Raw genomic sequence first — 19,032 nt, forward strand, 5'->3', positions numbered from 1 at the left:
GCTCGAGATAACGAACAAATTTGCACAGTTATTTTCGAATCAGAACACTAGAATAGCCTCACCTTATTCGGAGCCAGAGCCTTTATGTCAGAGTCGGTTGACGCCCCCGGGCTGTCAGATTTACCGCTGGAAGACCTGGTGGCCTGTCACGAGTGCGACCTGCTGATGCGCAAGCCAACGCTTGCCCACGGCGAGAAAGCCCTCTGTCCACGCTGCGGTTACGAGTTATATGCCCATCGCCACAACGTGGTGCAGCGCAGCCTTGCCTTGGTGATCGCAGCATTATTGCTGTACATCCCGGCAAACTTTTTACCCATTATGCAACTCAATATCCTCGGGCAATCCTCTCAGGATACGGTCTGGAGTGGCGTGCTCGGCCTCTTCAACACCGACATGCAGGGTGTGTCAATTGTTGTGTTCCTGTGCAGCATGGCCATTCCGCTGCTCAAATTGCTGTGCCAGTTGTTCGTGTTATTGACGATTCGTTTCAATGTGGGCCGCAGTTACGGCTTGCTGCTATATCGCATTTACCACCACCTCAAAGACTGGGGAATGCTCGAGGTTTACCTCATGGGCGTACTGGTAGCGATCGTCAAACTGGCGGACATGGCAGCTATCACCGTCGGTCTCGGCTTGGCGTGTTTTATTGGATTGTTGTTGGTGCAGGTATGGCTTGAGGTGGTGATGTCACCGCATCAGATCTGGCAGGCGTTATCAGGGGAAGATGCACATGCGGGCGATTGATGCAGGCATTCTGACGTGCACCGAATGCCACGAGTTGAACAGACAGGACGCAGATAACGACGAGCAAACTTGCACCCGCTGCGGTGCATTGGTTCACGCTCGCCGTCCAAACAGCCTCACCCGTACGTGGGCACTGCTGATTACCGCGGCGATCATCTATATCCCGGCCAACGTGTTGCCGATCATGACGGTCAGCTCTCTGGGCCAGGGTGATCCAAGCACCATCATGTCCGGCGTGATCCAACTCGTGCAGCACGGCATGATTCCGATTGCGGCCGTGGTGTTCATCGCCAGTATTCTGGTGCCGACGTTCAAACTGGTCGGCATCGCGCTGCTGCTGTTTTCGGTGCAACGGCGCCAGCCGTTGTCGGCCCGTCAGCGCATCTGGATGTATCGCTTCATCGAGTTCATCGGTCGCTGGTCGATGCTCGATATTTTCGTGATCGCCATTCTGGTGGCGGTCGTCAACTTCGGCCGGCTTGCCAGTGTCGAAGCCAATCTTGGCGCCATCGCTTTCGCCAGTGTGGTGATTCTGACGATGCTCGCCGCAGTAACTTTCGATCCCCGACTGATTTGGGATAACACGGAGTCGGACGACGACCATGACTGATTTGCCCGTAGCGAAAACCCGACCGGCCTCGAACTGGTCTGCCATTTGGGTCCTGCCTCTGATCGCCCTGATCATCGGCGGCTGGCTCGGCTGGCGTGCCTATTCCGAAACCGGTATCGAGATCCAGGTCCGCTTCGAGAGTGGCGAAGGCATCCAGGCCAACAAGACCGAAGTCATGTACAAAGGCATGTCGGTCGGTAAGGTCAAGACGCTCAAGCTCGATGACGAAGGCAACTCCAAAGGCGTGATCGCCACCGTGGAGATGAACAAGGACGTCGAGCAATATCTCAAGACCAGCACGCGCTTCTGGCTGGTCAAACCGAGCGTCACCCTGGCCGGTATCACAGGGCTTGAGACCCTGGTTTCGGGTAACTACGTCGCCATCAGTCCTGGTGAAGGCGAGCCGACCCGCAAATTCAAGGCACTTTCCGAAGAGCCGCCGCTGTCCGACGCCAAGCCAGGCCTGCACCTGACCATCAAGGCTGATCGTCTCGGTTCACTGAGCCGTGGCAGCCCGGTGTTCTATAAGCAGATCAAGGTCGGCCAGGTCAAAAGCTACCTGCTCTCGGAAGACCAAAGCACTGTCGAACTCAAGGTCTTCATCGAGCCGACCTACGCCAAACTGGTGCGCAAACACACGCGTTTCTGGAACGCCAGCGGCATCAGCATCGACGCCAACCTGTCCGGCGTGAAAGTGCGCAGCGAGTCGCTGGCCAGCATCGTCGCCGGCGGTATCGCCTTCGCCACGCCGGAAAACCGCAAGGACAGTCCGCCGACTGATCCAAGCCTGCCGTTCCGTCTCTATGAGGACTTCGACGCCGCCGCTGCCGGGATTCGCGTGAAGGTCAAACTCAGCGACTTCGAAGGCCTGCAGGCGGGTCGCACGCCGGTGATGTACAAAGGCATTCAGGTCGGCAATCTGAAAGCGCTGAAGGTCGATCCAGACCTGAACAGCGCCACCGCCGAGCTGACCCTTGATCCACTGGCCGAAGACTATCTGGTCGACGGCACGCAGTTCTGGGTGGTCAAACCGTCGATTTCCCTCGCCGGTATTACCGGCCTCGAAGCGCTGGTGAAAGGTAACTACATCGCCGTGCGTCCGGGTGACAAAGGTGCTGCACCGAAACGTGAGTTCGAAGCACGGCCGAAAGCGCCGCCACTCGATCTGCGTTCACCGGGCCTGCACTTGGTGTTGTTCACCGATACCCTCGGCTCGATCGATGTCGGCAGTCCGATTCTGTACAAGCAGGTCAAAGTCGGTTCGGTACAGAGCTATCAGTTCTCCAAGACGCGCAAACAGATCATCGTCGGTGTGCACATCGAAAAGGAATACGAAAGCCTGGTCAACGCCTCGACACGTTTCTGGAACGTCAGCGGTGTAACGCTCACTGGCGGTTTGACCGGCGGGATTCAAGTGAAGAGTGAGTCGCTGCAAACCTTGATGGCTGGCGGTATTGCCTTTGAAACGCCGCAAGCCAAGGCGCCGCTGCAGAAGCGCATCCCGCGTTTCCGTCTGTTCGACAATCATGACGACGCCAGTAAAAAAGGCAGCGTCGTGACGATCAAAGTCGATCGCGCCGACGGTCTCAGCAGCGGCACGCCGGTTCGCTTCAAAGGGCTGGATGTCGGCAAGATCGAAAGCGTTGATCTGACTGACGATCTGCAATCGGTCATCCTTACCGCGCGCATCACTGAAGTGCCGGAAAAGATCGCGCGGATCGGCAGCCAGTTCTGGGTGGTTAAGCCTGAGCTCGGCTTGATCAAGACCGAAAATCTGGAAACCCTGGTGACCGGCAAGTACATCGAAGTGCAACCGGCGGCCAAGAATCTTGGCCCACAGAAAAACTTCGTAGCGTTGGCCAATGCGCCGGAAGTGACCAAGCAGGAGGCGGGTCTGAGCCTGGTACTGAGCGCCGCTCGCCGTGGTTCGTTGAAACCGGGTGTGCCAGTGACTTACCGTGAAATCACTGTCGGTAAGGTGACGGGCTACGAACTGGGCCAGACCGCCGATCGCGTGTTGGTGCACATTCTGATCGAGCCGAAATACGCGCCTTTGGTGCGCAGCGGCAGCCGCTTCTGGAACACCAGCGGAGTCGGGTTTGATATCGGTTTGTTCAACGGCCTGACAGTGCGAACCGAGTCGCTGGAGACGGCGATTCAGGGTGGGATTGCTTTTGCTACGCCGGATGGCGAGCGCATGGGCAGCCAGGCGCGGGCCGAGCAGACGTTCCCGTTGTTCGACAAATTTGAGGATGAGTGGCTGACGTGGGCGCCGAAGATTTCGCTCGGTAAGTAATCAGGTAGCTAATGTGGCGTCTGTCTGGACGCCTTCGCGAGCAGGCTCGCTCCCACATTTGGAATGCGTTTCAACGTGGGAGCGACGGTGCGACGATCTACCTGCTAGCGAAGAGGCCGCAAGATCAGCACAAATCCCAAGCCATAAAAAAGGGCCGCGATCCAAACAGATCGCGGCCCTTTTTTTGCCTTCAGCTAACGCCGATCAAACCGCATCCAGCTCCGGTTCATCCGCCTCAACATTCAGCGTCGCCCTCACCACATCATGACGACGGATGTACTTCCAGTCCGCCTCATCGATGTAGATCCCCGCCGGGCCGCTGCCGCCTTCCAGATCGATCGCGACACTGGCGCAGACCTGCGGTTTCACGCTGGCCAGAATCGGCACGAAGCCCAGTTGCAGACTGGTTTCCAGCAGCGCCGCCTGGTTCTTCTCGTCGATGTCCGCCGCCTCGTCGAGGTAGTACGGCAGACGCACGCGACCGGCCAGATCGCGATCCATCAAGTGCAGCAACAAGTACATGTTGGTCAGCGCCTTGATGGTCATGGTCGTACCGTTGGACGCCGCGCCGTCGATGTCGGTGTGGATCACCGGTTGGCCGTTGACCTTGGTGATCTCGAACGCCAGTTCGAACAAATCCTTGAGGCCGAGCTGGTTGTGGTTCGCTGCCACCAGCCGTGCCAGGTATTCCTTGGCCTCTTCGTTCTTGTTGTCCTGTTCGGCGCTTTGGCTCAGATCGAACACCGACAGGGTTTCGCCTTCTTCGTACTGACCGGCGCTGTGGATGATCTGGTCGATGTGCTTGAGGGCTTCCTTGTTCGGCGCGAGGACGATGCGGAAGCTCTGCAGGTTGGAGACCTGACGCTTGTTGATCTCGCGGTTGAACAGCGCCAACTGGTGCTCGAGGCTGTCGTAGTCGCTGCGAATGTTACGCAGCGTACGAGCGATGTCGGTAACCGCGGCACGACGCGCCTTGCCCAGCGTCAATGCTTCATCGGTACGGTGCGCGTAAGCGTTGATCAGCAGCGAGAGCCGGCGTTCCATGTCGTCTTCGCTGTCGAACTTGGCCACGCCTTTGAGGCGTACTTGCGCATACAGCGCTTCGATCTGACCGTCAGCGCGCAGCAAGCCTTGCCAGCTGTCCTGATAGTCGTTGAGCAGTGGCAACAGGTTGTCCATCGAATCGTCGACCGGATCCATGAACGGCGTCCCGAACGGCAGATCCGCCGGCAACAACTGACGGCGGCGCAGCGCATCGTCGAGGGTGCGTTGCTTGGCTTCCATGTCGGCAATCTGTCGGCCAACCAGTTGCAGCTTGGCCGACAGTTGCTGGACGCGCTCGGTGAAGGCATCGCTGGAACGCTTGAGTTCGTCCTGCGCGCCTTCCATCTGCGCCAATTGCTCGAGCTTGTCGCTTTCTTCGGCGCTCAGGGTCTGCGTGCGGCGGAAATCTTCCAGCGCCTTCTGCGCGTCCAGCACTTGCTGGTACAGCGCTTCGGTCTGGGTCTTGCTCGCGGCACGGTCGGCGGCCACGGCTTGCTGGGTTTTGAGTTGCTTGAGTTCTTTTTCCAGACGCTCCTTCTGATCGCGCAACGCGGCGCGGTCGGCCAGTGCTTGCAGCGCCGGCGGTTCGATATTGGAGATGTCGATCGACAGCCCCGGCACTTCGAAGCGCTCGCCCTTGAAGCCATCGAGAATCAGCTCAACCGATTTGACCCACTCGCCGTCGTCGTCGAGGGTGATGCCGTGTTCGCCCAACGGCAGGCTGAACAGCGCGCTGTTGAACAGGCGCATCAGACGCTCGACGTCCTGTTGCGAGAATTCTTCACGCAGGCGGGCGTAGCTGTTGTTGTCGGCGTGATCGAGTTGCAGCTTCACCGACTTCAGGCGTTTTTCCAGATCGCGCAGACGCTCTTCGAGATCTTCGGCACTGAACTGACGCGATTGCGCCAAGGCACCGGCCAGTTCGTCGTGGGCGTCTTTGGCCGCGAGCAACTGTTGCTCCAGCACTTTGACGTCATCGACCAAAGCAAAACGATTCTTCAACACCGACAGCTCGCCGAGCCAACGCTGGATGCCGGAAATTTCCCGCTCCAGACGCATCAGTTCTTGAGTGCCGCCGCGCTGATCGTTTTGCAGACTGTCCTGCTCGCCACGGTAGTGGTCGGCCTGAATGGTCAGTTCTTCTTTGCGCGCACTGGCGTAGTCCGACCAGGTGCCGAGCAGCGAGTCGAGCAGCGGCGACAGCCGATGCAGTTTGCCGCGCAGCACGTCGCGCTGTTTCACGCCGTTGGCCAAGGCTTCAACCAACGGGCCGGCCGCGACCAGCGAGTTGTAGTCCTGTTCCATACGACGTACATCGCGGAAGGCTTCTTCGCACGCGGCGATGTAATCGACGCTGCCGGAACGCAGGCTGTGTTCGAAGGCGTCGAGGAATAACTGCTTCAACTTGGCCGCAGTGATTTCGCGCATGTGCAGCAGGTTGATGAACAACGCACGGAAGGTCTTCAGACTCTGCTCGCTGGTGGAGCGCAGCGGAATCAACGTCAGATCCAAAGGAATCGACGTGTGACCGCCGACCAGTAAACGACGCAGTTCATCCGGCTTGAGTTCGTAGGCCTTCAGGCCTTCCTTCTCAAGGTTGCTGAACAGCTCTTTCTGACGCAGGCAGGTGTCGTTTTTCTGGTAATGCGCCAGATCGAGCTTGCCTGCGTAGGCGAAGAACTGGTGGCCGAAACCACCGCCCGGGCCGCGACCGACCACGCCGATCACGTGCGGACCGTGGGGCAGGTTCACTTCGACGAGGATGTAACTGGTGTCGGAAGCGAAGTAGAAACGCCGCGATTGTTCGAGGCTGTACTTGCCGAAACTCATGTCCGACATGCGCGCCAGAATCGGGAACTGCAGGGCGTTGATCGACGCCGATTTACCGAGGTTGTTCGCGCCGTAAACCGACAACGGTTCTTCCAGCGGGAACAGGCCTAGGCTGTAACCGGCGGTGTTCAAAAGGGCAAAGCGGCGGATGCCGTAGCGTTCCTGGCTCATGCGTCGGACTCCTGTTCTTCGGCAATGGCGCGGGCCAGTGCGTCTTCTTCGCTCTCTTCCTCAAACTCTGAAAGATCGAGCGGATCGTCGGTTTCGAGGAATTTGGCTTCCGCCGCTTCGTCGATCAGCACCGGCGCTGGCAGCGGCAATACGCTGTGCACGCTGGCCGCGAGATCGCGGTCTTGCTGCACCGACAGACACACGTCGAGGAAACGGTGCATCGGCGGCAGGAAGCGGTAAACACCGTTTTCTTCGCCGGCGAAACCGAGTTGAGTCATGCGGCGCATGATCTTTTCTTCGAGTTCTTCAACGGTCTGCACTTCGGCCTGAATGAACAGGTCGCGGTATTTCTCCAGCAGCGACGGCAACTCTTCGCGGCCGAGACTGCCGCCATCGAGCACGGCAATCGGGTCGCGGCCCTGATCGGCCAGATGCTCGACGAGGATGAAAGTGAACAGCGCCAGACGCTGCGCAGTTTTGTTCACTGCGGCGGCGGCCATGTCCGGTACGAAGTAATAGAAACCACGGGTGTCGCAGACCAGTTCAAACCCCAGCGCCTTGAACAGCGTGCGGTATTGATCCTGGAAATTCGACAGTTGTGCGTACAGCTCCGGGTCGCGGCGGCTGACGTGGTAACCCTTGAACAGCTCACGGAAGATCGGCGCGAGTTGCGACAGTTCGGAAAGATCAAGATGCATTGGGGATGCTCGCGGAATTCTCGGCGGCGGTATCGCTGGCCGAGAGCAGGGCGAAGGAGCGCAGGCTGACCTGATGCTCGTGAGTGTGGTATTCGCGGCGTTCCAGACGCTCGCGCTTGAAGCGTTTTTCCCGCGACAGGCGCGAGAACCAGTAGAGCAATTCGTCGGTGGCGCCGTCCGGTTCCTGCTCCAGCAGCCAGGTCATCAGATCCGGCATCGGCAAGGCTTCTTCGCAGCGGTCGACCATCTCGCGCACGGTGCGTGGTGCACGTGGGGCTTCGCCTTTCTGGGTTTTGTGCGCTTTCGGGAAACGTGCCGGTTTCGGCTCGAAACGCGCCAAGGCATAAACGTAGGCTTCGACCTGACTGGCGCTGCCGAGGAAAGTGCTTTGCGGGCGGGTGAACAGCGGCATCGCCGCTTGCGGCACGGCGTCGATGCCTTTGCGGCGAATCGCTGCCAGTGCGAGTGCGGCGCCGCGGGTCACGGCGTTGTGCCGGCGCGCTTCTTCACGCAGCGGCAGCAGCAGCTCGCGGGCATGACGCAGAGTCAGTTGCGCGCTGGTCTGCATTTCGAGAATGCGCGCGTGGGTGCGCAGCAGCATGTCGTCATCGACCAAATGGCCGAGGCGCTGCTGTTCGCTGAGCATCTTCAGCAACACGGTTTCGACTTTGCGCACGCCTTGTTCGAAGGCGCCGTCGGCGTTCACCAGATCGATCATCGGCTCGACATATTCGTCCCACGTCGCCAGCACTTCGGCGTAACGCTGACGCAATGGAATCTGCCGGTCGCTGGTCTTCGCGCGTTCGGCCACTGCCACCAGCGCCTGTTCGTCGTTGTCGAGTTTCTTCAGCACGTCACGCACGCGCATGTCGAGCAAACGCAACTGGCGGGCGAGGTCGTGACCGTCGCGGATGTCGAACGCGTCCTGGATGTAACCGGCCAGACGTTCGAGGTGGCGCAGATAGGCTTCGATTTCCAGGCACAGGCCCAAACGGTGTTCACGCCGCAGATACGCGAGGAAGTCGTGAATCTGTGCGTTCAGCTCGAAACGGTTCGGGCTTTTCGCCACCGGAATCAGAATATCGAGGCGAATCCACACGTCGAGCAGGCTGGTGATGTCCTGCGGCGTGCTGTCCAGTTGTTGGGCGGCCAGTTGCGCGCGCAGTTCGTTGAGGCTCAATGTGCCTTGGTCGAAGTGCTCGCACAAAGGCTCCAGAAGCGCCCAGTGTTCAGCGAGGGCGCGCAAGACGCGCTTGGGTTCGATCATCGGAATGCCCGGCTGGTTGGCAATGAAAAGCGGCGATTGTACTGCATCACGAAGGATGCGATTCACTCTCGGGACGGACTGTCGCTTTTCTCGCTGAGGAAGACGTTGATCAAGTCTATCGATCAACAACGGGCGATCTTGAGCGAAGGGCGGTAGAATCAGCGCACTTCAGTTATCCACAAGTGGCCGACCCTTGCTAATCGAGTCCCGCCGCCGCGCCTATTTGAACGCCATGCAGGTGGTCAACTGGCTGCCGCGCACCGAATTGCCTTTCGCCGCGCCGTCACGGCCCGAGCTGCTGGCCATGCCCGAGCCCGAGGTAGAGGCCCCGCTGGTGCTCGCGCCACAGGCCGAAGCGCCGGTGCAGCCTGCCGCGCGTCCGAGCGAACGAGCGAAGATCGAAGTACCGCGCCCTTCGTCGACCAACACACGAACCAGCGCCAAACCGGTGGAAGCGGCTGACGACACCCCCGTCGTGGCCAAACCGGCGCCAGTGCCGCCACCGCGTTTCGCCCTGCAATTACTGCGGGCCGGGCGTTGCCTGCTGTTGGTCGAGTTACCCACAGGCGAAGCGTTCCAGAGCCGTGATCCGGCCTATTTGTTGCTCAAAGACATGCTGCGCGCCGCCGGTCTGCCGGATGCGCCGCAGATCGTCGGCGAGCCGGTGCGCTGGCCCTGGCTCAATCGCGGCAACATGGATCAAGGCCCGGAAGCGGCGCGCGACTTCGTCCAGGGTTTCCTGTCGGTACAAATGGAAGCGGCGCCGTGCGCCTGTCTTTGGCTGATCGGCCTGCCAGCGTTGCGCTTTGCCGGTGAGGTGGACGCTGAAGCCTTCAATCGTGAATTGCAGATCGAAGGTCTGGGCCTGGCCTGGGCCATTCCCGGTCTGGAATTGTTAATGGAAGAGCCACAGCGCAAAGCCGCTGTGTGGCAAGCCATGCGTCGGCTGATGGCGCGCTGGAAAGAAATCAATGAGTGACGCTGTATCGTTCCGCCCAATGACCGAGGCGGATCTGGAAAACGTGCTGAAAATCGAGTACGCCGCGTACAGCCATCCGTGGACTCGGGGGATTTTTCTCGACGGCTTGGGCAAATACCAGATCTGGCTGATGTTCGAAGGTCAGCAACAGGTCGGCCATGGCGTGGTGCAGATCATTCTCGATGAAGCGCATCTGCTCAACATCACGGTCAAACCGGAAAATCAGGGGCGAGGGCTGGGGCTAACGCTTCTTGAGCATCTGATGTCGCGCGCCTATGCGGCTGAAGCGCGGGAGTGTTTTCTCGAAGTGCGTGACAGCAATCGCTCGGCGTTCCGCTTGTACGAGCGCTATGGTTTCAACGAGATTGGCCGGCGTCGGGATTACTATCCGGCGGTAGGTGGGCGTGAAGATGCAGTGGTCATGGCCTGCACCCTGGTTGACTGAGCCGTTTTAAAAGCATCGCCAGCAGAGCTGGCTCCCACAGGAGATTTCGGTTGGTTCACAAATAGCGTAATCAACCCGGATCTCTGTGGGAGCGAGCTTGCTCGCGAAGGCGTCATAGCAGGCAACGATGATCAGCGGTTGCCATCCAGCGGATCGCGCCGCGCCAGCTCTGCCTCATCCAGTCCATTGCCGCCGCCGATATCATCTTCATCGACCAGGCTCAAATCCCAATCTGCCGGATTGCCTTCCCCGGCTTCCTGGGCATCCCGCGCGCCGTCCTCGTGGATCAGCGTTTCCGGGCTCATGTCATCGTCAGTCGGTTCATGATCAGCGGTCGATGCCCCAGTGAGACCCGCCTCACGCACGCGCTCAGTGGGCATCAATTGCTCGCGCTCACGCTCCGGGATCTCATCACCAATCTTCGCGCTCGGCTCGTCTTCATCGAAATCCAGCTCATGCACCGAACCCATGCGGTCTTCGTTATCATCGATGGGTTCGGGTTGCACCGCATCGTAAGGGCGTCGTGAATCAGTCATGGCAAATCCTCATACTGTGGGCCTTACTTAGGTGGACTCACCGGGCACACGAGAATTCCAACGAAATCACTTTCTGCTCAAGCGTGACCCCGACGGGCGGTCGACTGTCATACCAGCGCATCTTTCTTGAGGCCTTACAGCATGCATGACTTACAAGACCTGATTGATAACAACGAGCGTTGGGCTGACGCGATCACCAAGGAAGACCCGGATTTCTTCGCCAAGCTGGCACGTCAGCAAACGCCGGAATATCTGTGGATCGGCTGTTCCGACGCACGCGTCCCGGCCAACGAAATCGTCGGCATGTTGCCGGGCGATCTGTTCGTTCACCGCAATGTTGCCAACGTGGTGCTGCACACTGACCTTAACTGCCTGTCGGTGATCCAGTACGCGGTTGATGTGCTCAAGGTTAAGCACATTCTGGTGACCGGCCACTACGGTTGCGGCGGTGTGCGCGCCTCGATGCAGGATCGCCAGTTCGGTCTGATTGATGGCTGGCTGCGTTCGATCCGCGATCTGTACTACGAAAAACGTGAAGAGCTGGCCAAGCTGCCGACCGAAGAAGAACAGGTCGATCGTCTCTGCGAACTGAACGTGGTGCAGCAAGTGGCCAACGTCGCCCACACCAGCATCATCCAGAACGCCTGGCATCGCGGGCAGAGCCTGTCGATCCATGGGTGCATCTACGGCATCAAGGACGGTCGCTGGAAGAGCCTGAATACGACCATCAGTGGTTTCGAGCAACTGCCGCCGCAATACCGTTTGCGTCCGGTCGGTGCGGTGTAAGGCATTTCAGCGTTGGCCCGAGTAGCGCCAGCGCTGGAAAAAGCACTGACCTTCGATATTGGGTGGTTCGTCGTATCCGGTGATCCACCCACGGCAGCTCGGCGAGCCACAACCGCAGGCGAACTGGCGCAACAGTTTGTCTTCGGTGGTGGCGTAATCCATGGTCAGGCGCTCGCCGCTGCGGATATCTTTCAACGCCCACAGCCATAACTCACTCATGTCGAGAAACACGTTCGGGTCGCAGGAGTGCTCCAGCAGGCCGAAAAAGCGTGGGTCGTAAATATGGACGCCGGTGTGCAGTTGCCGGGTCTGTCGACAGCGATAGGGCAGCAATTGCCCGGAAACCCGGCACATCCGACTGATACGCATGAACTCCCGGCGAGCTTCCACCGCCGAGGCGATGCCCTGGTCATCGAAGACGATGCGGTAGTCAGCGCTGGAGGGAAACCCCAAGCGTACGGGGAGTCCGGCGAACGGGTAAATCCCTTCCGTATCGCGGGGCGAATGCTCATGAAACGCCTGATTGTGCATAAATGTCCCTATTTGTCGGATGTTGCTCCCAAATCCTGAACTCATGCCAGAAAACGCCGAGATTGGATCCAAGCGTCTCTTATCTGATACAGCGCGTCTACTGTCAGATCTGACAGGCGAAATAGCCGCTTCCTCGCGTCAGCCATTGCCGACGCAGGAAGCGGATCGAGACGATTAAAGGTGAGGGGCGGCGACAGTCGCGGCGGGCAAGGGCGCCTTGAGCTGTTGCAGCTGAGTCTTGATCGGCGCGGTCGCGCATTGGGCCGCTGCCTGTTCAGCCGTCAGGTCACGAATCGAGGTGTAAAACAGCTCGCAGGTTTTGACCTTTTGCGTCACTTGCCACGTCTGCGTGCAGTCGCTGAGGGTTTTCTGCGCGTCGCCGCCCGGTTTACTGCCCATTCCGGCCTGCCAGCAGGCTGCACTCAAATCCTGTCCCATGACTTTCAGGCCCGCCGCATCGGCTTTGGCCTGGTCGCCGTCGTAGCTCGCCGGGTCAGCGGCGTACCAGATGTAGCTCGGATGGTTGGAACCAAGCACCGGCACTTTGACGCCGTCGCTCGGGTTGATCGTCGCTAAACCCAGAACGTTCACGGTCGGCCCGTATTGCTGTTTGATCCAGTTACGCACCGGCGCACCAAACGCAACCATCGGCAACGCGGCACCGCTGGCGTTCTGGCTAACCTGCTTGACCATGCTGGTCTGATAGTCCTTGAAGTAGTCGTAAACGCCTTCCAGATCTTTGCCAGCGTTGGACGGCGCGGCAATCGGCGCGATGTCGACAATGGTCTGGTAGGCCGGCGTTTGCGCCGCCGGGATACCGTTGTCCGTAAGCAGTTCGGCCCAACGGTCGGTGGTGTTCGAACGCAGATAATCTTGCGCTTGGGTCAACGAATAGTCGGGGGGAAAGTGCAGCAGTTCGACGCTCTTACGGTTTTCCAGGGCCATTCCCAGCGGCAGGAACAGGTACCAGCTATAGGCCCATTTACCGTCGGCATTCAGTTTGCTGGCGCCGGTGTAGGCCAGATCCCCGGCATCGAGTAGCGCGGTCAGCGGTTTGTCGTAACCCTTCGGCACACCGGTGATCTCGGCGTAGAGCTGACCATTGTCGGTTTTCACCCGCACTTTGGCATCGGCATAACCGTCGCGCTGTACGCTTTGATTCAAGTAGTGGGCGACGGTCTGCTCCAGCGTCCAGTTGCGGAAACAAATCACGCTGCAGTTGTTGGGATAGGCGAAGAGGCGGGTGACGCGCTCGCTGCTGCCGAGTTTCAGATCGACATCGGCGTGGGCCGATGCACTCAATGTGAGTGCGGCGAGGGTCAGTGTTGTGGGAATAAGTCCTGCGAGTTTGAACATGCTCAGATCCTTTTCAGCGTGGGTTCCCGGTGAGTCGGGGGGCGCGTCATAGTGGATCAGCGGTGATCGACAGAAAAGCCATTGAGTTACGCAGTGATTGAAAATCGGCTCGGTGATTGCCTGGAGCTGATCGCACCCGCCCCAAGGCAGGTGCAACCCCTTCAAATTACGGCATCACTGGCGGCGTATACGCCAATGTCGTCCCCAGTGCCCACAGCAAAACCAGCACCAGCGGCGTGTGCACCAGCAGTTGCACGAACGAGAAGCCAATCAGATCCCGCGCCTTCAACCCGAGTACACCGAGCAGCGGCAGCATGTAAAAAGGGTTGATCAGGTTCGGCAGTGCTTCGGCGGCGTTGTAAATCTGCACCGCCCAGCCGAGGTGGTATTGCAGATCGTTGGCAACCTGCATCACGTACGGCGCTTCGATGATCCACTTGCCGCCGCCGGACGGGATGAAGAAGCCGAGTATTGCCGAGTACACGCCCATCAGCAGCGCATAGGTGTCGTGCGACGCGATGCTGACGAAGAATGTCGAGATGTGGTGCGCCAGGGTCTGCGCATCGGCGCCTTTGACCGTGGTCATCAGCGCAGCGATCGAGCCGTATAACGGAAACTGGATCAACACGCCGGTGGTGGTCGGCACCGCGCGGGCCATGGCATCGAGGAAGCTGCGCGGGCGCCAGTGCAGCAATGCGCCGAGCATGATGAACAGGAAATTGTAAGTGTTCAGGCCGGAAATCGCGGTGATCGCCGGTTTGGTCGAGAACTCATGGAACAGCCATCCCGCCGCCAAAAGCACCAGCACGATGATCAGCAGCGGACTGTGTTCAAGCCACTCACCGGGGCGGGTGCGCGGTTGCAGCGGTGGCAGGTTGAAGGCCGGGTCGATCCCACAGGCCTTGGCGTCCCGCGCCGAGTTTGGCCCGGGCGCAGTGGCGTAGGCGATGATGATCGAGATCACGATCAGCGCTAGCAGCATCACGCCGGACTGCCAGAGGAAAATCGTTTCGGTGAACGGAATCACCCCGGTGATCGACAGGATCGACGGCGGCAGGCTGGCGGGGTTGGCCTGCAATTGAGCAGCCGACGACGACAGGCCCAGCGCCCATACCGCGCCGAGACCCAGATACGCTGCAGCGCCGGCAGCACGGTAGTCCATTTTCAAGTCGGTGCGGCGGGCGAGGGCGCGCACCAGCAAACCGCCGAAGACCAGCGACAAGCCCCAGTTGAGCAGGGACGCGAGCATCGAAATCAACGCGACCCACGCCACGGCGGAACGGCCGTTTTTCGGAATCCGCGCCAGACGATCAATCAGTTTTACAGCGGGCGGCGAACTGGCGACCACGTAGCCGCCAATCACCACGAAGGCCATCTGCATGGTGAACGGAATCAGGCTCCAGAACCCGTCACCGAAGGCCATCGCCGCATCGGTGGGTTTGGCGCCCATGGCCAGCGTGGCCAAGGCGACGATGATCACGGCCAGCGCAGCGAACACCCAGGAATCGGGGAACCAGCGTTCGGCGAAGTTTGAACAGCGCAGGGCGAAGCGCGCAGAGCGGCTATCTTCGATATCAACGGCCACGGGAGTACCTCGGATTTTTTATGGTTATTGTGGTTTTGCAGGAGCAATCACCCACCTACGCAACACAGAGACTCCTTGTGGTAGCGAGCCTGCTCGCCAAGAGGTCGGCACGCTCAGCATCATAGTTGCCTGAACTGACGCTTTCGCGAGCAGGCTCGCTCCCACAAGGGATCCACTGCGTTTGGCAGGCGCCGGTGTAGTCCCGCTAGACAGGGCTTAACAGTAATTCAACTGCCGACGCTTTGTGAGCGGGTTTTGCAAAACCGGGACTATGGTCTAACGGGTTGTTCATCCGCGCATTTGCGTAGACCATGGGCGCCTTGGTTTTTTGCCTGATTCAGAGTTCTTTGCCATGACTGCCCAATCCACGGCCAAACCCGCGCCGTTCAGCCGTTCCGACTACAAGACCCTCGGCCTTGCGGCCCTTGGCGGCGCGCTGGAAATCTACGATTTCATCATCTTCGTCTTCTTCGCCCTGACCCTCAGCCAGCTGTTCTTCCCGCCGGAAATGCCCGAGTGGCTGCGTCTGCTGCAAAGCTTCGGGATTTTCGTCACCGGTTACCTGGCGCGGCCGCTGGGCGGAATCCTGATGGCGCATTTCGCCGACAAACTCGGGCGCAAGAAAGTCTTCAGCCTGAGCATTCTGATGATGGCGCTGCCGTGCCTGCTGATCGGGATCATGCCGACCTATGCGCAGATCGGTTACTTCGCGCCGCTGTTATTGCTGGCGCTGCGCATCCTGCAGGGCGCGGCGGTCGGCGGTGAAGTGCCGAGCGCCTGGGTGTTCGTCGCCGAGCACGCGCCCAGCGGGCATCGCGGTTACGCTTTGGGCTTTTTGCAGGCCGGGTTGACCTTCGGTTATCTGATCGGCGCCTTGACCGCGACGTTTCTGGCGCAAGTCTTCACCCCGGCGGAAATCCTCGATTACGCCTGGCGCTATCCGTTCCTGCTTGGCGGTGTATTCGGCGTGATCGGCGTCTACCTACGACGCTGGCTGAGCGAAACTCCGGTGTTCATGGCGATGGAGGCGCAGCGTGAGGCGCGGGTCGAACTGCCATTGCGCACGGTGCTGCGTGAGCATCGTCTGGCGATGCTGCCAGCGATGCTGCTGACCTGCGTGCTGACCTCGGCGGTGGTGGTGTTCGTCGTCATTACGCCGACGATGATGCAGAAAACCTTCGGCATGAGCGCCAGCCACACCTTTGCCCTCAGCGCGCTGGGCATCGTGTTTCTCAATATCGGCTGCGTGATCGCGGGGTTGCTGGTCGATCGTCTCGGCGCGTGGCGCACGGTCATGCTCTACAGCCTGATGCTGCCACTCGGTATCGGTGTGCTCTACGGCTGCCTGATCACGGGCGGTCAATGGGTAGGACTGGCTTACGCGGTGGCCGGTCTGGCGTGCGGTGTGGTCGGCGCGGTGCCGTCGGTGATGGTCGGGTTGTTCCCGGCGCGTATTCGCGTGTCGGGCATTTCCTTTACCTACAACATTGCCTACGCCATTTGGGCGAGCATCACACCGCTATTGCTGATCGGTCTGATGCCGTGGAGCCCGTGGATCTGCGTGATGTTCTGCGCGGTGATGGGCGCGGTCGGTATCGTCAGCGCGGCGTATTTCGGTCGGCGCATGCCGCGTGTCGGCAGCCAATCCGTGGCGCCCTGTTCCTGAAGGCGGGTTAGCGGACTCGGCGCCAACCCGCCGGGGCCGTCAGGTCAACCAATGCCACCACAACAACGTCCCCACCAGCCCGACCACCGAGACGATGGTTTGCAGGATCGACCAGACCCAGATCGTCTGTTTCAGCTGCAAGCCAAAGTACTCGCGGACCATCCAGAAGCCCGCATCGTTGACGTGGCAGAAGAACACCGAGCCGGCGCCAATCGCCAGCGCCACCAGCGAACTTTGCGTCGCCGCGAGTCCCGCCATCATCGGCGCCAGAATCCCCGCCGTCGTGGTCGTGGCCACCGTCGCCGAGCCGGTCGCTTGACGCAAGGCCACGGCAATCAGCCAGGCCAGTAACAGGTACGGCATGTGCGCACCTTCGGCGACTTTGCTGATGGTCTGGCTGATGCCGGCATCCAGCAAGGTCTGCTTCAAACCGCCACCCGCGCCGATGGTCAGCAACAACACAGCAATCGGCGCAAGGCTTTTGCGCAGGGTGCCGCCGACGTCTTCGCGGGGCATGCCATTGGCCCAGCCGAGGCAGATCACCGCCGCCATTACGGCAATGCTCAGCGCCACCAGCGGTTCGCCGAGGAACTTCAGGCTCAGGGCGACGCTGCTTTCGGGGTTCATCGCAACTTTCGCCAGAGTGCTGCCGAGCATCAGCAATACGGGCAGCAGAATGATCAATAGCGATATGCCGAAACTCGGCTGGCGCGGCGCTTTCGGCGGCGCACTGAAGAGGGCGCCGAGCTCGGCCGGCTCCTCGACATGCATGCGTTTCGACAACCAGTTGCCGTACAGCGGACCGGCCAGAATCACCGCCGGGATGGCAATGCTGAAGCCCAGCAACATGGTCAGGCCAAGGTCGGCATGCAGCGCGCTGACGGCGATCAACGGCCCGGGATGCGGCGGCATCAGCGCGTGCAGGGTGGTCATCCCGGCCAGCGCCGGAATGGCGATTTTCAACAACGGCTGACCCGAACGGCGAGCCATGACGAAGATGATCGGCACCATCATCACCAGTCCCACTTCAAAGAACAGCGGCAGGCCGATCACCATCGCCACCAGCGCCATCACCCACGGCAGCGACTTGCCTTTGCCCAGCCCGAGCAAGGTCGAAGCAATGCGGTCGGCGGCGCCGGACTCGGCCATCAGTGCACCGAGCATCGAACCCAGCGCAATGATGATCCCGGCCTCACCCAGAATTGCCCCCGCGCCTTTGCTGAATGCCTTGGCCACTTCTTCGGGTGGTAAGCCGGCGCCGACACCGGCAATGAATGTGCCGATCAGGATCGATAGAAAGGGCGGCAGTTTGGTGGCGCTGATCAACACGATGATCGTCGCAATGGCCAGCAGGCAGCAGAGAATCAGGCGGGTGTCGTGGACCATCCAGGCAGCGGTCGATAAATCCAAAACGGAACTCCTTATCGGGCGGATAGCTGCAACATGTTGTTGCAATTTGCCTTGAGGATACCTGATATGGCCGGGCTAGAGCGCCCGGTTTTATTGCCTGGCGGTGGCGGCTTCAACTGACTGATCGCCCGTTGAGATTATTTTTGACTGACCAGTCGCCAGCACTCTTCAGAAAAGGTTTTCAAAGCCGATGGCTAAGCTGAATCCCGCTTTCTACCCTGCCCATCGGTATTTCCCCATGTTCAACAAACGCCTGAAGCAAGAGCTGGCCGCTCTTCGTGAAGAACTCTCCAGCCTTGTGCAAGTGAAGGAAAGCCTGGAAAGCGAGATGCTGGTGCTGAACCTTGAGCCCGACGGGCGCATTCAATCGGTCAACCAGAACTTCCTCGGCGAGATGCTCTACAAGAGTCACGACCTGATCGGGCGGGCGATTGAAGACATCGTTCCGGCACACGTGAAGTCCAATGAATTTCACCACCGCTTCAAGAACGCCCTCACCCGTGGCGAGCATTTTGCCGGTGCCGTGCGCCTGCTTCGCGGCAACGGTGAGGAAGCGTGGCTGCGCTCGATCGTACAACCGGTGCGCTCGTCGGATGGGCGGATCAAACATATTTCGATCTTCTCCAGCGACCTGACCCGCACCATCGAAGCCTCCCGCGAACATGAAAACCTGATCGGCGCTCTGGTGCGTTCCACCGCCGTGATCGAGTTCGAACTCAATGGCAACGTGCTCAACGCCAACGACCGTTTCCTTAACGGCATGGGTTACAGCCTGGCGCAGATCAAGGGCAAACATCACCGCCTGTTCTGCGCACCGGAGGAATACAACAGCGCCGAGTACCAGCACTTCTGGCGTCGTTTGAACAACGGCGAGTTCGTCGCTGACCGCTTCAAACGGATCGACAGCCATGGTCGTACAGTGTGGCTGGAGGCGTCCTACAACCCGGTACTCGATGCCAACGAAAAACTCTACAAAGTGGTGAAGTTCGCCACGGTGATCACCGATCAGGTCAACCGCGAGCAGGCTGTTGCCGAGGCCGCCAACATTGCCTACAGCACCTCGCAGCAAACCGACAGC

At 59.8% G+C, this 19,032-nt stretch carries 15 protein-coding genes and 1 pseudogene; 8 read left to right on the plus strand and 8 right to left on the minus strand.

What is annotated here, in order from left to right; translation table 11 throughout:
- Positions 1-84: 84 nt before the first annotated feature.
- Genes ACQ4OE_RS12625 through ACQ4OE_RS12635 form a run of 3 tightly spaced genes read left to right on the plus strand, consistent with a single transcriptional unit; the run spans position 85 to position 3,650 of the window.
- Complete coding sequence (locus ACQ4OE_RS12625) at positions 85-744, plus strand: paraquat-inducible protein A (protein WP_007912972.1); 660 nt, start codon at positions 85-87, stop codon at positions 742-744.
- On the plus strand, positions 731-1,354 hold the full coding sequence (locus tag ACQ4OE_RS12630; protein WP_122595509.1) for a paraquat-inducible protein A: 624 nt from the start codon (positions 731-733) through the stop codon (positions 1,352-1,354). The genes ACQ4OE_RS12625 and ACQ4OE_RS12630 overlap by 14 nt, the downstream gene beginning before the upstream one ends.
- Positions 1,347-3,650, plus strand: a complete 2,304-nt coding sequence (locus ACQ4OE_RS12635) for an intermembrane transport protein PqiB (RefSeq protein WP_430946825.1) — start codon at positions 1,347-1,349, stop codon at positions 3,648-3,650. Before ACQ4OE_RS12630 ends, ACQ4OE_RS12635 begins: the two co-directional genes overlap by 8 nt.
- A 204-nt stretch (positions 3,651-3,854) precedes the next feature.
- Here the strand turns inward: ACQ4OE_RS12635 and mksF are convergent, their stop codons facing one another.
- The 3 genes from mksF to mksB are packed head-to-tail and all read right to left on the minus strand — an operon-like array spanning position 3,855 to position 8,660.
- Positions 3,855-6,695, minus strand: coding sequence for an Mks condensin complex protein MksF (gene mksF, locus ACQ4OE_RS12640; protein ID WP_430946826.1), 2,841 nt, complete (start codon positions 6,693-6,695; stop codon positions 3,855-3,857).
- Complete coding sequence (gene mksE / locus ACQ4OE_RS12645) at positions 6,692-7,393, minus strand: Mks condensin complex protein MksE (protein ID WP_166221109.1); 702 nt, start codon at positions 7,391-7,393, stop codon at positions 6,692-6,694. The genes mksF and mksE overlap by 4 nt, the downstream gene beginning before the upstream one ends.
- Positions 7,383-8,660, minus strand: coding sequence for an Mks condensin complex protein MksB (gene mksB, locus ACQ4OE_RS12650; protein ID WP_430946827.1), 1,278 nt, complete (start codon positions 8,658-8,660; stop codon positions 7,383-7,385). Before mksB ends, mksE begins: the two co-directional genes overlap by 11 nt.
- A 232-nt stretch (positions 8,661-8,892) precedes the next feature.
- Between mksB and ACQ4OE_RS12655 the strand changes: the two genes are divergently transcribed.
- Positions 8,893-9,639 (plus strand): energy transducer TonB, encoded by a 747-nt coding sequence (locus tag ACQ4OE_RS12655; RefSeq protein WP_430946940.1) that lies wholly within the window; start codon positions 8,893-8,895, stop codon positions 9,637-9,639.
- Positions 9,632-10,084 (plus strand): ribosomal protein S18-alanine N-acetyltransferase, encoded by a 453-nt coding sequence (rimI, locus tag ACQ4OE_RS12660; protein WP_430946828.1) that lies wholly within the window; start codon positions 9,632-9,634, stop codon positions 10,082-10,084. Before ACQ4OE_RS12655 ends, rimI begins: the two co-directional genes overlap by 8 nt.
- A 131-nt stretch (positions 10,085-10,215) precedes the next feature.
- Here the strand turns inward: rimI and ACQ4OE_RS12665 are convergent, their stop codons facing one another.
- The gene (locus tag ACQ4OE_RS12665; RefSeq protein WP_430946829.1) at positions 10,216-10,620 is read right to left on the minus strand and encodes a serine kinase/phosphatase; all 405 of its coding nucleotides are present in this window, start codon (positions 10,618-10,620) and stop codon (positions 10,216-10,218) included.
- A gap of 141 nt (positions 10,621-10,761) precedes the next feature.
- Here ACQ4OE_RS12665 and can point away from each other — a divergent pair, with 141 nt between their 5' ends.
- The gene (can, locus tag ACQ4OE_RS12670) at positions 10,762-11,406 is read left to right on the plus strand and encodes a carbonate dehydratase (RefSeq protein WP_095190641.1); all 645 of its coding nucleotides are present in this window, start codon (positions 10,762-10,764) and stop codon (positions 11,404-11,406) included.
- Between the two features lie 6 nt (positions 11,407-11,412).
- Here the strand turns inward: can and ACQ4OE_RS12675 are convergent, their stop codons facing one another.
- The 3 genes from ACQ4OE_RS12675 to ACQ4OE_RS12685 all read right to left on the minus strand — a co-directional run bounded on the left by ACQ4OE_RS12675 (position 11,413) and on the right by ACQ4OE_RS12685 (position 14,878).
- Positions 11,413-11,937: an SET domain-containing protein-lysine N-methyltransferase gene (locus ACQ4OE_RS12675; RefSeq protein WP_430946830.1), complete on the minus strand. Its 525-nt coding sequence runs from the start codon at positions 11,935-11,937 to the stop codon at positions 11,413-11,415.
- A 174-nt stretch (positions 11,938-12,111) separates the two neighbouring features.
- The gene (locus ACQ4OE_RS12680; protein ID WP_430946831.1) at positions 12,112-13,293 is read right to left on the minus strand and encodes a hypothetical protein; all 1,182 of its coding nucleotides are present in this window, start codon (positions 13,291-13,293) and stop codon (positions 12,112-12,114) included.
- A 166-nt stretch (positions 13,294-13,459) separates the two neighbouring features.
- Positions 13,460-14,878 (minus strand): short-chain fatty acid transporter, encoded by a 1,419-nt coding sequence (locus ACQ4OE_RS12685; RefSeq protein WP_430946832.1) that lies wholly within the window; start codon positions 14,876-14,878, stop codon positions 13,460-13,462.
- Positions 14,879-15,230: 352 nt separating this feature from the next.
- On the opposite strand from ACQ4OE_RS12685, the gene ACQ4OE_RS12690 reads away from it, so the two are divergent.
- A complete protein-coding gene (locus ACQ4OE_RS12690) occupies positions 15,231-16,544 on the plus strand; it encodes an MFS transporter (RefSeq protein WP_430946833.1) in 1,314 nt (437 codons plus the stop codon).
- Positions 16,545-16,583: 39 nt separating this feature from the next.
- On the opposite strand, the gene ACQ4OE_RS12695 is transcribed toward ACQ4OE_RS12690, so the two are convergent.
- A complete protein-coding gene (locus ACQ4OE_RS12695; RefSeq protein ID WP_122595493.1) occupies positions 16,584-17,954 on the minus strand; it encodes a gluconate:H+ symporter in 1,371 nt (456 codons plus the stop codon).
- A 328-nt stretch (positions 17,955-18,282) separates the two neighbouring features.
- Between ACQ4OE_RS12695 and ACQ4OE_RS12700 the strand changes: the two are divergent.
- Positions 18,283-18,969 (plus strand): annotated as a pseudogene (locus ACQ4OE_RS12700) (PAS domain-containing protein); the annotation flags it as partial.
- Between the last annotated feature and the right edge of the window lie 63 nt (positions 18,970-19,032).

Origin of the sequence: Pseudomonas sp. WC2 (assembly GCF_050586545.1) — a bacterium.
In the GTDB taxonomy this organism is placed as follows: Bacteria; Pseudomonadota; Gammaproteobacteria; order Pseudomonadales; family Pseudomonadaceae; genus Aquipseudomonas.